Annotated in this window: 15 protein-coding genes; 5 read left to right on the top strand and 10 right to left on the bottom strand. The window is 47.7% G+C overall.

From position 1 onward, the window contains the following. Positions 1 to 183 precede the first annotated feature (183 nt). A complete protein-coding gene (locus AAIE03_RS09795) occupies positions 184 to 1,032 on the bottom strand; it encodes an AraC family transcriptional regulator (RefSeq protein WP_014593501.1) in 849 nt (282 codons plus the stop codon). 215 nt (positions 1,033 to 1,247) lie between these two features. On the opposite strand from AAIE03_RS09795, the gene AAIE03_RS09790 reads away from it, so the two are divergent. Then, the gene (locus AAIE03_RS09790) at positions 1,248 to 1,628 is read left to right on the top strand and encodes a hypothetical protein (protein WP_019105370.1); all 381 of its coding nucleotides are present in this window, start codon (positions 1,248 to 1,250) and stop codon (positions 1,626 to 1,628) included. 138 nt (positions 1,629 to 1,766) lie between these two features. Here the strand turns inward: AAIE03_RS09790 and AAIE03_RS09785 are convergent, their stop codons facing one another. Together AAIE03_RS09785 and AAIE03_RS09780 are read right to left on the bottom strand one after the other, a co-directional pair. Beyond that, positions 1,767 to 2,303, bottom strand: coding sequence for an IlvD/Edd family dehydratase (locus tag AAIE03_RS09785; protein WP_202631277.1), 537 nt, complete (start codon positions 2,301 to 2,303; stop codon positions 1,767 to 1,769). A gap of 12 nt (positions 2,304 to 2,315) precedes the next feature. Then, a complete protein-coding gene (locus tag AAIE03_RS09780; RefSeq protein WP_019105368.1) occupies positions 2,316 to 2,474 on the bottom strand; it encodes a hypothetical protein in 159 nt (52 codons plus the stop codon). On the opposite strand from AAIE03_RS09780, the gene AAIE03_RS09775 reads away from it, so the two are divergent. Continuing rightward, positions 2,450 to 2,632 (top strand): type 2 periplasmic-binding domain-containing protein, encoded by a 183-nt coding sequence (locus AAIE03_RS09775; RefSeq protein ID WP_033770651.1) that lies wholly within the window; start codon positions 2,450 to 2,452, stop codon positions 2,630 to 2,632. The genes AAIE03_RS09780 and AAIE03_RS09775 overlap by 25 nt on opposite strands. Positions 2,633 to 2,742: 110 nt before the next feature. Here the strand turns inward: AAIE03_RS09775 and AAIE03_RS09770 are convergent, their stop codons facing one another. Continuing rightward, the gene (locus tag AAIE03_RS09770) at positions 2,743 to 4,152 is read right to left on the bottom strand and encodes an amidase (protein ID WP_019105366.1); all 1,410 of its coding nucleotides are present in this window, start codon (positions 4,150 to 4,152) and stop codon (positions 2,743 to 2,745) included. 128 nt (positions 4,153 to 4,280) lie between these two features. Here AAIE03_RS09770 and AAIE03_RS09765 point away from each other — a divergent pair, with 128 nt between their 5' ends. Beyond that, positions 4,281 to 4,853 (top strand): TetR/AcrR family transcriptional regulator, encoded by a 573-nt coding sequence (locus AAIE03_RS09765; RefSeq protein ID WP_019105365.1) that lies wholly within the window; start codon positions 4,281 to 4,283, stop codon positions 4,851 to 4,853. Between the two features lie 390 nt (positions 4,854 to 5,243). Here AAIE03_RS09765 and AAIE03_RS09760 read toward each other — a convergent pair whose 3' ends face one another. The 3 genes from AAIE03_RS09760 to AAIE03_RS09750 all read right to left on the bottom strand — a co-directional run bounded on the left by AAIE03_RS09760 (position 5,244) and on the right by AAIE03_RS09750 (position 9,420). Further along, complete coding sequence (locus AAIE03_RS09760; RefSeq protein ID WP_019106857.1) at positions 5,244 to 5,516, bottom strand: hypothetical protein; 273 nt, start codon at positions 5,514 to 5,516, stop codon at positions 5,244 to 5,246. A gap of 976 nt (positions 5,517 to 6,492) precedes the next feature. Then, the gene (locus tag AAIE03_RS09755) at positions 6,493 to 8,430 is read right to left on the bottom strand and encodes a methyl-accepting chemotaxis protein (RefSeq protein ID WP_015700497.1); all 1,938 of its coding nucleotides are present in this window, start codon (positions 8,428 to 8,430) and stop codon (positions 6,493 to 6,495) included. A 522-nt stretch (positions 8,431 to 8,952) separates the two neighbouring features. Then, a complete protein-coding gene (locus AAIE03_RS09750) occupies positions 8,953 to 9,420 on the bottom strand; it encodes a GNAT family N-acetyltransferase (protein ID WP_015701122.1) in 468 nt (155 codons plus the stop codon). A gap of 496 nt (positions 9,421 to 9,916) precedes the next feature. Between AAIE03_RS09750 and AAIE03_RS09745 the strand changes: the two genes are divergently transcribed. After that, positions 9,917 to 10,552 (top strand): DUF2268 domain-containing putative Zn-dependent protease, encoded by a 636-nt coding sequence (locus AAIE03_RS09745; protein ID WP_015701121.1) that lies wholly within the window; start codon positions 9,917 to 9,919, stop codon positions 10,550 to 10,552. Between the two features lie 281 nt (positions 10,553 to 10,833). Then, the gene (locus AAIE03_RS09740) at positions 10,834 to 11,277 is read left to right on the top strand and encodes a hypothetical protein (protein WP_015701120.1); all 444 of its coding nucleotides are present in this window, start codon (positions 10,834 to 10,836) and stop codon (positions 11,275 to 11,277) included. A gap of 192 nt (positions 11,278 to 11,469) precedes the next feature. On the opposite strand, the gene AAIE03_RS09735 is transcribed toward AAIE03_RS09740, so the two are convergent. The 3 genes from AAIE03_RS09735 to AAIE03_RS09725 all read right to left on the bottom strand — a co-directional run bounded on the left by AAIE03_RS09735 (position 11,470) and on the right by AAIE03_RS09725 (position 13,334). Further along, on the bottom strand, positions 11,470 to 11,751 hold the full coding sequence (locus tag AAIE03_RS09735; RefSeq protein ID WP_227022864.1) for a hypothetical protein: 282 nt from the start codon (positions 11,749 to 11,751) through the stop codon (positions 11,470 to 11,472). 200 nt (positions 11,752 to 11,951) lie between these two features. Further along, entirely contained in the window at positions 11,952 to 12,362 is a 411-nt protein-coding gene (locus AAIE03_RS09730; RefSeq protein ID WP_015701119.1) for an ASCH domain-containing protein, read from the bottom strand. Between the two features lie 513 nt (positions 12,363 to 12,875). Next, positions 12,876 to 13,334: a hypothetical protein gene (locus AAIE03_RS09725; protein WP_231858595.1), complete on the bottom strand. Its 459-nt coding sequence runs from the start codon at positions 13,332 to 13,334 to the stop codon at positions 12,876 to 12,878. Positions 13,335 to 14,180: the final 846 nt, after the last annotated feature.

The following is a 14,180-nucleotide window of genomic DNA, read 5'->3' as shown; positions in this document are numbered from 1 at the left end:
ATGTTTCTTGGCATTATGGATTGTTATTGCCCGGCGTCTTCCGTCAGCGCCCGCCTCATACCGATAGCATCGCGCAGGGGATGACCGGTTAACGCAAGGCAGCGCTGTCAGTGCAGAAAGAAGGGTAACGGCTTTACCGTCGACGAACAGAGCGTGCAATGGATGACGGATCCGGCAGTGCCTTTAATCCAAATAAATTTTGCCGGGCATAATGCCCGAAGCTCCGCCTGTTGCCTTCTCTGTTCTTTCGAAAAGGTAGCGAGCGGGCGGCTTGCCTACTGCTTTTCGAAACATGGTGATGAATCCGCTGGCGTTCTCATAGCCAAGTTCCAGCGCGACTGTCTGAACACTCTCCCCACGGGTTAGCCGTTGAAGTGAAAGGATGACATGTAACTGCCGACGCCAATGACCAAAACTCATTCCGATCTCCTGCAGCATCAGCCGGCTCATGGTTCTTTCACTCATACCGATGCGATGGGCCCATTCGCCCAAAGAGGATTTATCAGCAGGTTCGGCCAGTAGCTTTTCAGCAAGCTGTCGCAGCCTTCGATCGCGTGGCATTGGCAGATGCAAATCTTCTACTGGTGCCGCTGATAATTCATCAAGAAGGGTTGCTATCAAGCGGCTTTCCGGTCCTTCTGTCGGATAAAGCCGCGGTAACCCCGCAGCTTTAAGCAACAACTCGCGCAGGAGTGGGTTTACGGAGAGTGTACAGCAGGTTTTTGGAAGCGCGGGTATCGCCTCAGGTTCAATAAACAGACAGTAACATTCTGTATTTCCAGAACCCCGTGCTGAATGTGGCATGTTGCCCGGTATCCAGACTGCACATTGAGGTGGAACAATCCACATCCCCTCGTCGACCTCACAATTGAGCACACCACGGACTGAATAGAGCAATTGCGACTTACGATGTTGGTGTGTTTCATGTTCCCAGCCATTTGAAATCATGGATGCGCTCAGTGCAAAGATGGGGCGAGGGATACTGTCAATATCAGGCAAAGCAACAGCATTCAGAGAAGATAGCCGGGACATGTATTCAACCTTGGTTTTGAAAGCAGCATTTGGCAATTTTGAATAATATTATGACCAACATTCGCAATGCAGTCTAAAAGGGATTCAGATAATTTCATTTAACAGGGGTGGAGGTTGCCTGGTGCGTTGCGCGTCATGCTGCCGAAGCGGCCATTTTTCAGCGCTGCATCAGGAGAGCTGAAAATCTTAATCAACCGATTCACAGGATTATGACTATGCAAATTGACGATGCCGATTTTCCCGTTGTATGGATAAAAATGAATGCTCCTGGAAAGGATTCGGCTGCCCCCGCATTTAGTGAATTCGAAGCGTTACTCGCCCGCAAAACACCCTTCGTACTGCTTAGCGGTGAAGGCTTTACAGAAAGCAAACATGAGCATTCCGCCGATGAGATGAAGATGACAACCCGCTGGATGAAAGCGCATAAAAATGAATTAAAAACCTTTGTTAAAGCGTCAATCCTGATTGAACCCAACACTGTAAAAAGGGCTGCAGCCAGACCTTTCGCCATTATTTATGAAAAATTTTGGGGCTATCCTTTATTGATGGCTGCTTCTAAAGAAGAGGCTTTAGCAACCGCAAAAACATTGCTTTAGGTAAAGCAGAAAAGTATCCCATTAAAAGAGACCACGACGACAACATCGCTATCAAAGCAGGGGCTGGCTAGGGCTCCCCGGACTGCTGCTTACTGACATACCTCGACCATTGACAGTAAACAGCGTTATCCGGTACGTTTATCCGGTACACGCGCCCCTGGAAGCCGGCATCGCCAGTTGGGCAAACTTCGCAAGCACACCTCTTGTGTAACGTGGCGCTGGTGGGCTCCAGCGGTTTCTTCTTTCCTGCAGTAGCGCCTCATCGATATTCAGTTGCAGCAGTTGCCGATGGGCATCAATAGTGATGGCGTCGCCTTCCTCCACCAAGGCAAGGGTTCTGTCTATAAAAGCTTCCGGTGCGATATGACCGACCCCCATTCCCCAGGTGCCACCAGAGAAGCGGCCGTCAGTGATCAGGCCAACGCTCTCTCCCAATCCTTTGCCCACCAGGGCCGCTGTCGGAGAGAGCATTTCGGGCTTCCCCGGCCTCCCTTTGGGTCCTAAATATCCCAGCACCAGCACATCACCAGGCTGTATCCGATCCTCAAGGATCGCCTGCTTTGCGCTGGCTTCATCGTCGAATACGCGTGCCGGACCGGTGATAGCGGGCATCTTCAGGCCGCTGATTTTTGCGACCTCCCCGTCAGGGGCCAGATTACCCTTAAGTATTGCCAGGTGGCCTTCTTTTTAGAGGGGGGCCTGAAGCGGCAGGATGACGTTCTGATCAGGCTGCGGTTGTGCTGGAATATCCGCCAGCTCCTCTGCCAGGCTGCGACCGGTGATGGTCAGGCAGTGACCATGCTGACCTCGTTTCAGCAGCGATGGGAATAGCGCTGGTTCCTGCATCGCTAAGAAACCTGCAACGTCACGGCGTGCTTTACCTGCAGTTACAAGGCGAGGTGCCTGACCTTGAAACCGGGGTGGCCTGGAATCAGCAGAACATTTCGCCAGCTCTGAAGCGGTTGATCGACAGTGCTTCTGGGTGGGTTGCCGACGGTCATTAGCGGTAATTGCCTGCGCCATGAACGAAATGTGGAGCAACGGGTTAAGCTCCATGCTGAGACGTGAGCGACGATCTTACATGCCCCACGGGGTTCGTGGGGCACGATCCTTGTTACAGTGACGGATGAGAACCTTTCACAGGGCTTACTGCTTCCAGCAGAGAAGCAATATGGAGAATGACGTGCTCATCATGCCATTTGCCGACGATCTGCACGTTAACCGGCAAGCCTTCACGACTCTTACCAAACGGCAACACTACGCCAGGCAACCCTGTGACGTTAAGCGGCACCGTGGCACCTTGCAGATAAGTGGCATCAACGTCCTGACCGTCAATAACAAACCTGTCCACGCCGTGTTTATGCGCCGGGATGGGGAGTACATGCGTGATAAGCGCATCGTAGCGTGAAAAGTATTCCGCGAAGCCGTCACGCAATCGTTCGGCGGCCTGCTCTGCATCAATATAAGCAGACATCGGTGTATCAGGTAACGACAGCATGGTTTTCGCCATTTTGTAGATCTCATCAGGCTGGCGACCGGCCGTGGCCGCCGCAAAGGCGGGCTTCATTTCCATGACGTGGAGCCGGTTAAACACATCCAGCGCAAAGTCTTTCTCCAGTGCAGGAATGCCGACATGCTCCACAACGACGCCCGGTGCTTTTAGCGCTTCCGCAGCCGCCTTCACGATGGCGTTAACGTCCGGATCAACCGGACCAAAGCCCGGGCCGGTCATCCAGCCAATTCGCAGCGGACGCGATGCTACAAACGGCAGCCCGTCAGAATGAACGGGCGCAGCGCTGGAGAATGCGTCGTGACCATCCGGTCCCGAAAGCTGAGAGAATGCCAGGGCAATATCGCGAACTGAGCGGGCCATAGGGCCAACATGCCAGAAGCGGCGGGGCGCACGCGGCCAGATGCCTGTCATGGGCACGCTGCCGTGCGTGGCTTTCATGGAAGTGATGCCGGTCTGCGCCGCAGGGCCTCGTACCGAGATGGCCAAATCCGTGCCCAGTCCCAGCGGAGACATGCCTGCGGCAATCGCGGCAGACTCACCGCCACTGGAGCCGCCGGGCGTTCGGGTCAGGTCCCATGGGTTATTAGAGCGCCCGGACAGCAGGTTGTCGCTTTCAATCCAGTATGAAAATTCCGGCAGGTTCGTCTTAGCCAGCAGGATGCCGCCTGCTTTTTTAAGACGCGCCACGCTGGTTGCGTCTTCGTCAGGACGACGGCCTTTGAAAATAGGTGAACCACGCTGAGTCAGCACACCTGCCGTATCAATGGAGTCCTTTACGGTAAAAGGAACGCCGTGAAGCGGGCCCAGTTTCTCACCCTTCATCACGGCGGCTTCGGCAGCGGCAGCCTGCTTCAGGGCATCCTCTGCCACTGTTACAACAGCATTGACGTCCGGGTTAGTGGCGGCAATCCGATCAAGATGCGCTTGCATCACCTCAACGGGAGAAACGTCGCGGTTACGGATCATGCTGGCCAGGTGAGTCGCGTCTGAGTAATAAATTTCTTTGCTCATGATAAATCCTCTTGGTTAATAGCCTACCTAACAGTTGGTAGGTAAACTCTAGTCCTGTAAAATGACGCTGTCAATACCTACCTAACAAATGTTAGAATTGGGGTTCTGGCTTCTGGAGGAGTGACATAATGAGCAAAACATCCCGCGACGAAATTCTGAACGCAGCCCGTCTGGCGGCGCAGGCGCATGGTTATACAGGTTTGAATATCCGCGGACTGGCAGATGAAGTGGGGATTAAAGCGGCAAGCATTTACTATCATTTCCCCAGCAAGGCCGAGCTGGGTGCGGCGGTGGCCCAGCGTTATTGGGAGGATACGGCGCGTGACCTGGACGTACTGAGGGATGCGGAAGGCGATGCGCTCAGGAGTCTGAGCCGCTATCCAAAAATATTTCGCCGTTCGCTGGAAAGCGGAAACCGACTTTGTATGGGAAGTTTCATGTCGGCGGAATATGATGATTTGCCTGAACCTGTCAAAGTTGAGGTGCAAAAGTTTGCGGACGTCAATATCGACTGGCTGGCAGGGCAGCTACTGGAAGCGGGGATCACTGCGTCAGAAGACAGCAGAATGCGTGCCGGTGCCATTTTTTCTGCCATCGCCGGCGCACAGCTAATGGCCAGAAGCCGGAACAATATTCAGCTTTTTGATGAGCTTATTGAGGGATACAGGCTTGCAGGTCTGCTACCCGCAGCTGAGAGATAAAATTCTGAAAAAACGTAACTGACTGGCGCATTAAATAAGGTCAGTCTTTCGTTTATGCAGCTCCGGATATTTATATTTAGAGGAATAACACCGCATCGGGTTTAACTGTTCTCCGCGAATTCCCGTGAACGGAGGAGGTTCAAACTCACGACACCTCTGACCCTCTACAGGTAAACGGGTATCTGGCAAGACCCTGTAAAGAAACCGGTAGGAATGGCCGGGTCGGCAGGGCAGTAACCAGCACGCGACGCCAGCCTTTACTTTGTAAGAGGCTTTATATGCCTCATGCTCCAGTGCCTGGATGAATAGCAGTTTGGATGACGGTACTTTTTATCTCTTCCTCTCAGTGCAAACACCGCATCTGTAAACGGTGCCTGCAGCTTTTACGCGTTATGCATTGTCATCGTCGGTGCAACCGAGACCTGAAGAGGGATCATTACAACCCGGATTAATCTCCAGATGGTGATGCCACGCGGCCAGTTTGGTAGCGCTTTCATTAGTGGAGGCGTCTGCTTTTTGAGCGGACATTTCTTTAACTGAATCGGGCCCTAAAGTCGTGCGAGAAGGCAGATCATTTGCGAACGAAACGCCCTGCAGGCCAGCCAGTACGATCGCTGCTAACGCGGCGGTTTTAACTGCGTATTTTATAACAGATACAGGCATAACGATTCCTCTCAGCTTAAGAAAACAGAAGGCTGATTGCCCTGACAGCGCTCAGCGAATTGAGAAACGTAATCACAAAAACTTGCAGGAACACAGCGGGTTCCCTGGAAGGTGAAACCCAGATGCGCCTCGGTTATTCAAAGATTTTTTGATGACAGTTTGATGACGCCTTTAGTTAATTACGGTAAGTAAATATTAATAAGCGGAAGGCATGGCGTCCTGACGAACATGTGATACCTCGTATTTAGGATTAGGATTAAGTTCGGGAGAGCAGGCCGAATGACTCTTTTTTTAGTAAAATGACGTCTCTTTTTCGGTGATCTTCAGTCTGCTTCCTGAACCCTGATAAATTCAGCACAGTTCAGCGCTCTGTTCATCAGAGGCGTTATGCATGTGTGCGTTCATCGGTTGAATTCACAGCTCAAAGCGGACCTTCAGCTCAGTCAGCCTGTCCGCTTTGTGCCAAAAGCGGACGTTGCTTGCATCATGGAATGTTAGTTTACCGGGAGCAGGTCAGCGCCTCTATGCAGCTAACCCCGCATCTAATGATTTTCTGCATATCGCCATTTTCAAATTTGAAGTCTGATTTATGAAACTGCGTAGTAAGAGATTTGACTGAATGGCCGGATGGCGCGAGTGCAGAACAGCGCCCCAGGGGGAAGGTGTAACGCGCCGTCCGGCACGAGAGGAATTATGAAGGCCATCTGCAATAGAAACAACTTTAAAGAGGAACGCGTTGCAGGTTGCATTACGGATGTTATGAGCGTAGCTCATATGGGCAATTGGGGGGTAATGCCAAATATTTCAACAGGCGTTTAATTAGTCCACCGGGCCTTTAAGTGCAAAAGTATAACTTTATCATGGTTTTAAATGAGATAAGCCATCCCTGAAGATGGCTTATCAAGTGCAAATACAGACGCAGTTTTGTAAAAATGTTGCCGCATTAAATGGCACACAACCAAAGTATTTGAACCAATTATACAGCGTTTGTGCGGAATACGCTGACAGCATCCCTCAGGCTTGCGGCCCGGCTTGCAAGTTCATCAGCAGATGATGCAGACTCTTCAACCAGTACGGCATTCTGCTGCGTAACCTGATCCATCTGTGTCACCGCAATATTTATCTGAGATATGCCCGCACTTTGTTCTTCAGAAGAAGATGAAATCTCTCTGACTAATTGAGATGTTTGCTCAATAGCTTCCACGCTTTGCTTAACTTTTTCACCGGCATCCCGGGCCATCGAAATGCCCTGTTCGGCATGCTCAACTGACTGCTCAATCAGTCCTTTGATCTCCTTCGCCGCTCCAGCCGATCGCTGTGCCAGTGCCCTGACTTCAGATGCAACAACAGCAAAGCCCTTGCCGTGCTCACCTGCCCGGGCAGCTTCAACGGCTGCATTTAAAGCAAGAATATTCGTCTGAAACGCTATCCCGTCAATAACGGAGATGATTTCTTTAATCTGCCCCGCACTGTTGCTTATTTTTTCCATTGAAGCCAGCACTGACTCCATCGCCTCACCGCCTCTTAAGGCCGCACTGGTAGCGGAGTTGGCCATTTCAGCAGCATGGCGCGTGTTATCTGCATTATTGCCGATAATTGACGATAACTGCTCCATACTGGCCGCAGTCTCAGCCAGAGAGGCTGCCTGTTGTTCAGTTCGCGCAGAAAGATCACCATTTCCGCGAGCAATTTCTTCAGATGAGGTAGCGATAGTGACAGCGTTGCTTTTGATGCTTTCAACCGTAAGTGTAAGTCGCTGACTCATTTGCAGTAATGCCTTGAGCAGTCCGGCAGTTTCATTACGTCCTGTCACCGTAAATGTTGACGTAAGGTCACCACCTGCGACTTCAAGCGCCAGCTTTGATGCTGCACTGACAGGTCTGGTAACGGAGCGAATGATAACCAGAGCGAAAATTACTGCCAACAGGACGATAAAAACAAGAACGGTCAGTAGTGCATATTGTGCATATCGGTGTTCCTTAATCTGCGCATTCAGTATTTCACTCAGCTCATTACCTCCACCAATGGCGTAGTCGCTGAATTTGTTAATAGCGTGCGTAAAGAGCGCTGCATAGTCCTTCGGGTTTTGATTCGTCATGCTCCGGTTAATAAAAATCGCCTCAGCGGTTTTGAGAGCACTGTTTGCCTCCTGAACGGCTGCATCTGCATCTGCACTGAACTTTTGCTTAAGTGTGTTATCAGATAAAAATAGTTTTTCAGAATCCTGAACAAATAAATTCAGGTTATACGAACCATTACTGATTAAAGACTCCATACGGACAGAGTCTGCTTCACTTATGCTTTCATTTCGGGCAAGAAGGGAAGTGCCGAATGCACGTATTTTCCCAAGGCTTTCGGTCAATTCAGGCAATGATGAAAAATTACTCGTAATTAAACGGTACGTGTTGATATCTGAATCGAGAGAAAGGCCGTAAAAATCCAGCACATCACGGTTCGCGTTCAAAAGGTTGCGGATGAGGAGGGCATGCGCATCAAGACTGGCTGTCAGAGTCAGTTGTGAAGAATCTATTCTCTGCTGTAGCTGGCTCCACTGTGTGCGCACATCATTAATTTTGCTGATTATGGCAGCGCTGCCTTCTGTCTTGGCCATATCTTTAGTAATAACGTCAGTGATGTTTTCAATTTCATCTCTGACCTGAACGCGGGACGGTGTTGCTGGATTTTTAGTTGCAATGGCCAGGGCGGTTTCTGCACGATGGCGCTGTATCAAATTCAGCAGGGCTAAAATCTTATTTTCTACGGGTACACCTGTTAGCTCTCTTTGCTTGTCCTGAATGTATTTATTACCTTCGGAAACAAAAAGCATGGTAGGAACTGAGAACAGAACAAGGGAAAACAGGCCCAGAATGGCAAATTTGGCGGTAAGACTTATATTGTTTAGAATCTTATTCATTTATAATTCCTGGTGAATTAGTTCGTTATAGTGACAATTGCAAAAGATACATTTGCAAAGCACCTTAACCTTTTTATCGGTTATTCCTTCATTAACTTTATACCGCATTGTTGATTTACTGCTTTACGGAATAAACTTTTAGTAACGTTAAACAAAGCACTTAAGCTAAATAATCATTTTTTCTCGGGATGAAGTTCTGTTCGCAGCGGCATTAGCCATTGCTGGATTTTCATCTGAGAATTTTTACTGAGATTTGAATGAGTCGGCTGAACTAAATGCGGTTCGCGCACATGTATTATTAATATGTCGCCGAAGGACGTTGTCTCGGGGGTGTAAGGTGAAGCAAAACTATCTGACCTGGCAGGCGCTTTGATCGCTGCGAGTGACCTGCTCCCCGTTGATTCACTCATAACGCTATTAGCAATGTCCGCTTCTCGCTCATAGCTGCCAGTCAGGTACTTTAATCTCCGTAAGGTGTTTCGGCAGCCACTCAGCATGTTTGGACAAGAGTTGGATTTGTGTTCAGTACCTGATGAAGTGCCGTGCTGGGTTTTTCAGGCATAACTGATGTGTAACTTTTTCTACACCTGATAAAGCTACAAAACCAGCTCGTTCATAGAAAGTGAATGCTGATGAAGGTGCATTCGTGTTGATAAAATCAAACCAGCGGCCAGCATCTTTCAGAATCTCATTGAGTAGAGCACTGCCAATCCGATTTTTTCTCCATTCAGTGTCTACATAAAGATGCCGTAGACGACCGACACCAGTTTCTTGTGTAAAAGGATCGACGTTAAGCCCACACACGCCAATAATTAAACGATCAACATAAGCCCCAATCAGTTTTTCTCCAGGCCTGTCAAAACGGTTATAGCCGCTGAGCCAATTTTCTTCTAGCCGACGCAGCATGTTCAATCCTTCAGTCATGCTCTGCGTTCGCAATTCGACAAATCCTGAGCTGTCCGGGGAGATTTCTGCGAAATGAATATCCATGAGCCACTCCAGTGTTTTCAGTCTGCTTAGACTGGACAGAATTTCCTGGGTGCCCCTTATGACACCGGTACAGCTTCTGTCCTTATTGCCCAGGATGTTTTCTCCATGCCAAAGGCGGAAGTAGATAATAACAGCCCCTGTGAATCAACGGGTACCAGATCAGGTTATAAGTAAGCTATATGCCTAATTTTATTTATAAAGTGAGTGACACACGGTCTTAAGGAAGTGTGGGACATGAACGCATACTGATTGCTTACATACTGCACTTAGGACAATTTCTGTCCAATGCGGGTGGCGATAACCTGCTCTTACACAGAACGCTGTTAACAATATCCGCAGATCACTCATAGCGGACAAAGAAAGAAATGTTAGCGTCCGCTCTGTGCCAGATGCTGACATTAGCGATCATTGGTCGGCCACTGCTGAGCAGCAACATTACATGCCCTGTATGTCTGTTAATATACGCACATTACTAATGATTCTGGGTAAGACTGACATGCCTCAAATAACCATCCATATTCTGAATGCTCAGGAAAAACTCACTGTTCACTGTGAATGGCTGCGAACTACCCTGACCGATACCTATGTAAAAGTCACAAGGCTGATGGCGACCCCTTCAGTTGATGTCATAGTTAAGGCTGGGAAGTCTGTTATCCCCGAAAAAGGGCATGCCGGTTTTTGTCCTGAATCTGGTGTTATCTATATAACCGTCGATCCTGAAAACCCTGCATTTTGCAAAAACGTTGCGCATTCTATTGAACGTATGTTCGCTCATGAACTTCACCATGCGGCAAGGTGGGCAGGACCGGGATACGGCTCAACGCTGGGGGAAGCACTGGTCTCTGAAGGACTTGCCGGCCATTTTTCTCTTGAGCTTTTGGGTGGTGAAGCTGAGCCCTGGGAAAGCCTCAAGTCCGATATTGTTAAGCCCTACTATCCACTCATGTTTGAAATCTGGAATCACACTGATTACGACCATAATACCTGGTTTTTCGGAACAGGAGATTTACCAAGGTGGCTGGGTTATACCGCAGGGTTCAATCTGATATCCAGGTATCTCGCTTCATCCCCACATTTGAAAGCATCAATGCTGGCGAACATAAAGGCTGATGAGTTAAAGGCTTTTATATGAAGTACATACTTTTAATTTCTCTAACGCTGTTATTCAACTCATAAGCGAAACTCGCTTGGTCCGCTTTTCGCTCATAGCGGACCTCATGCTCAGTCAGCCTGTCCGCTTTTTGCCAGAAGCGGACGTTGTTACAGCAGTATGTCTTGGTCATTTGGGGCGGTTCAAGGTTTTACTATCCCCTCGAGTTGTTTAACATGTACACCTGCAGACATGCTGTAATGTCCTGAAACGTTACTCCAGACATGCGAATTCAGATAGGGGAACGCGCTTAGAGAGGAAAAATGGATAATTATGCGGAACGACTCACAGGATTTATGCTGGCTGTAGGCTGTATGAATGATGCGGCAAACCGCGTATCTGACTATTTTGTGATTAGACTTGAGGAAAGTGACAGCATGCTGACGTCTTTGGGGATGTATCACTCATCCATCACAGATAAGTTTCCGTCCGCATACTGGCACCCACAACTCAAAGCATGCTCTCAAAAAATATTTATGGAGAGAGTGGCTTTATGGTTCTTTGAGCATAAGGACATGCAACTTCTGCCCTCCGCACTCAAGCAGAACCTCCTCGCCAATTTTACAGTTGCTCTCGATGAAATGACCGGTATTGCAGAGTTCTTTACTCTTATTACCAGCCCACCAGTGTGGTATGGCTCTCTGCACGAAGAGTTTGTCATTGAAGCACAATATGGCAGATACCTTGTTCATTTCAGTATGCACTGACTCATTTGTCACAAACCAAAGTTAGCAAAGTAAATTGCGACTGTTTAAGTGGCCACTCTTGCGGGAAGCAGAGTGCCAACGTCCGCTTATCGCTCATAGCGAACCTCCAGCTCAGTCAGCCTGCCCGCTTTGTGCCAAAGGCCGACATTGATAATATTAAGATATGTTAATCTATGGGGAGCAGGTCACTGGCTACCATTCAATCCGACTTATTTCCTGCTGGTTCATCTCGCGCCAATCCGACGCCTCAATACCATAATCTATAAGAGCAAACTGAAGGGCCTCTTCAAGTGAAAACATTATATGGTCGCCCTCAACCTGCAAGCTGTCGTAATCGATAAAGCGGATCTCAATATAAACCGTTTCTTCATCTCCCATGACCTTTAACCCAAACAGCACGATAGCCGTTACGTTTGGACGATAATCACAAGGTTGCCGCACTTTTGCGAATAGACACTTGGGTTCTTTCTTCATCTTGACACTCTTTGAATTCGCGTTCATTCAAGTTAGTAATTAGTGCATAAATTTACTAAAAGCTTTATGAGTATAAACTTACACTATGTCCGCTTCTCGCTCTCAGCGGACCTTCAGCTAAGTTAGATCGTCCGCTTTGTGCCAGAAGCGGACATTGTAATAAATGATAAGGTTTGAAACGCCAGAGTATTTATTGAATCTTACAGCGACTCAACCACCTCAAATTCTTCTGTGATTAGTTCCATATCGTCAGAAAAATGTCCTACACTCGAGAAAAACCTCTTATGCTCTTGCTGCCAGTATTCAAGACTTAAATCGCCTTCACCTTCTTTGCGGGCAAACTCCTCAGTAACATCACAATAACGAACCAGTTTCATTGAAACCAGTCTGGTTACGCAGACCGGGACGTTCTCTCCATCAAGGATGATGTTATAGCTACCAATTTTCGGGGCAGGCTCTTCCTGCTGGTAAGATATAAGAGAGCAGCAGGAGGCCGTTTTGATCCCTTTTTTAATCAGGTCAGCCAGATTGCTTGCCAGCTCTGGGCTGTCACCAAACTGCCAGGCAACTGCTCCTGGATACTTTGCTTTTAATACCTCAACTGTAGCCATTAACAGCCCTTTTATCGTCTATGAAAAATGTCATAAAGAGTTTTAACATATACTTTCCGGGCATTTAAAGAGATGCTATCACTCGGGTGCAGGGGCTCTCATTTGGCTCATAGCTGAAACCGGTCTGTTCGTAAGTCCGCTCAGTGCCAGGAGCGGACGTTGCTAACATATCGGTTTATTAATCAAAGGGGAGTAGGTCATGACTACGCGCCAGACTGCCGGGCATCTTGATTTTTGGAAAGACAATGTGGCCACCTTCTCAAGCGATACCGTGCAGACTACTCGCTTATCATAGTTGTCATGCGGCACGATAAGCTCAACATTGAGCAGTCACTCAACTATCTGTCCTGACAAAAACTTAAGATTACCCGGGAACGCAGTTCAGACTCTGGTCTGCGAGAAGCGCGCCCGGTTGCTCAGCATAATTCTGACTAAAGACACTGAAGATGTGCTTATGATGTATTGAGGATTTCTGTGCCCTGCACAGGCGCAGATTCCTTTTCTAAGATAAAACTATCTATTTTTTATACAGGAAGTATGAAGTGCGTCTTTGTAGAGAGGTTGTTGTTCATTGTATTCCAGCTGATAAAAACCAGAGCTCAAATCAACAGCATGTAATTCCAGGACCGGGGCCAGCGAAGGTGCATCTAAATTATACAATAAACTTTCATTAGGTTTATTGGCAAACTTTACCCATGCATCTCTCCATGAGCAAAGACGTTGATAATTATTTAAGGGTATTTCATGGCCTGAATCATAAAAAACATCTCTAACAACCCCTTGCTTTTCTGAATAGGTCCTGAAACAGTATGAAAGTAAATCCTTACCATTATTATATTTTTCGGGGGTGCATACAGATGGATTTTTTATTAATTCTTTTTGAAAGAAAACGAATCCTGTGCGAACCACAAGAGTGCTTATATCACTATGGAAAAATTTACCAACCGTGAATACTGCCAGAGCAATTACCACAGCATCCATCCATCGTAACAGTATTAAAAACCATATAAAACATGTCAATAACAAAAGCGACGCTATTTGAAACACAGTGAAACTGTAAGCGTTGAAGTTAGCATACCTGGTAAATTCAAAATACAACACTGACAAAAAATATAATACGGATAACAACACTGACTTTTTTGGAGCGAAAATGGCTTTTTTAAGTGTGAGTTTTATAATTCCTGTCTTTTCCATCCTGCACGCCCTTGATTGAGTTTGTCAATTTTAACCCGATTATATTCTAACGTATTAAAACAGTATATAACCCAACGCAATAAAAATAAGTCCAAGTATCAATTAATATTTTAAATGTTTCCCATGACTACAATCATTCCAAAGGTTGGGGATTGGCAGAATATATTTAACGGGAACCGGCTTCGCCAAGCTATCGGCGACATGTGGCCAGTTTATCCTGGCGGGCATAAGTTGGTCCCTTCATGCCGCTGAAGCATCATCTTCAAGAATATTTCACTGCGGTGGCTGCTAACCTCGTTTTCAGTTGATTAGCAGGTTCTGGACTCGTTAAGGTTTATAATTCGAGTGAAGTACAGTTTTGGTGATTTACTCCCTGTTGATTCATACAGAATACTGTTAGCTATGTCTGCTCCTCGCTCAAAGCGGACGAATGACCATCTCACCTTCCCCTGAACCCCTCAGGTATTGCGTAATCCATTTCTGGATTCTGCATATGGATGAAAGTTGCAATCTTCTTGTTTGTTTTGCGCTGCTTACTGGCTTTGATTTGACCAGCGATTGTGCCATAAGCTCGCGTTGCTAACTTCGGCGGGAACCAGTTTAAGGGGTAGCATGTCAAAAGAG

The organism is Pantoea sp. Ae19-2 (genome assembly GCF_059801205.1).
The sequence above is the reverse complement of the archived record's forward strand: the minus strand, read 5'-3'. Positions and strand labels throughout refer to the sequence as shown.

What these genes read in the sequence shown, in the direction of transcription:
- AAIE03_RS09795 (WP_014593501.1), bottom strand. Translation starts at nt 1,032, where the DNA reads ATGTCCCGGCTATCTTCTCTGAATGCTGTTGCTTTGCCTGATATTGAC.
- AAIE03_RS09790 (WP_019105370.1), top strand. Translation starts at nt 1,248, where the DNA reads ATGCAAATTGACGATGCCGATTTTCCCGTTGTATGGATAAAAATGAAT.
- AAIE03_RS09775 (WP_033770651.1), top strand. Translation starts at nt 2,450, where the DNA reads ATGGGAATAGCGCTGGTTCCTGCATCGCTAAGAAACCTGCAACGTCAC.
- AAIE03_RS09780 (WP_019105368.1), bottom strand. Translation starts at nt 2,474, where the DNA reads ATGCAGGAACCAGCGCTATTCCCATCGCTGCTGAAACGAGGTCAGCAT.
- AAIE03_RS09770 (WP_019105366.1), bottom strand. Translation starts at nt 4,152, where the DNA reads ATGAGCAAAGAAATTTATTACTCAGACGCGACTCACCTGGCCAGCATG.
- AAIE03_RS09765 (WP_019105365.1), top strand. Translation starts at nt 4,281, where the DNA reads ATGAGCAAAACATCCCGCGACGAAATTCTGAACGCAGCCCGTCTGGCG.
- AAIE03_RS09760 (WP_019106857.1), bottom strand. Translation starts at nt 5,516, where the DNA reads ATGCCTGTATCTGTTATAAAATACGCAGTTAAAACCGCCGCGTTAGCA.
- AAIE03_RS09755 (WP_015700497.1), bottom strand. Translation starts at nt 8,430, where the DNA reads ATGAATAAGATTCTAAACAATATAAGTCTTACCGCCAAATTTGCCATT.
- AAIE03_RS09750 (WP_015701122.1), bottom strand. Translation starts at nt 9,420, where the DNA reads ATGGATATTCATTTCGCAGAAATCTCCCCGGACAGCTCAGGATTTGTC.
- AAIE03_RS09745 (WP_015701121.1), top strand. Translation starts at nt 9,917, where the DNA reads ATGCCTCAAATAACCATCCATATTCTGAATGCTCAGGAAAAACTCACT.
- AAIE03_RS09740 (WP_015701120.1), top strand. Translation starts at nt 10,834, where the DNA reads ATGGATAATTATGCGGAACGACTCACAGGATTTATGCTGGCTGTAGGC.
- AAIE03_RS09735 (WP_227022864.1), bottom strand. Translation starts at nt 11,751, where the DNA reads ATGAAGAAAGAACCCAAGTGTCTATTCGCAAAAGTGCGGCAACCTTGT.
- AAIE03_RS09730 (WP_015701119.1), bottom strand. Translation starts at nt 12,362, where the DNA reads ATGGCTACAGTTGAGGTATTAAAAGCAAAGTATCCAGGAGCAGTTGCC.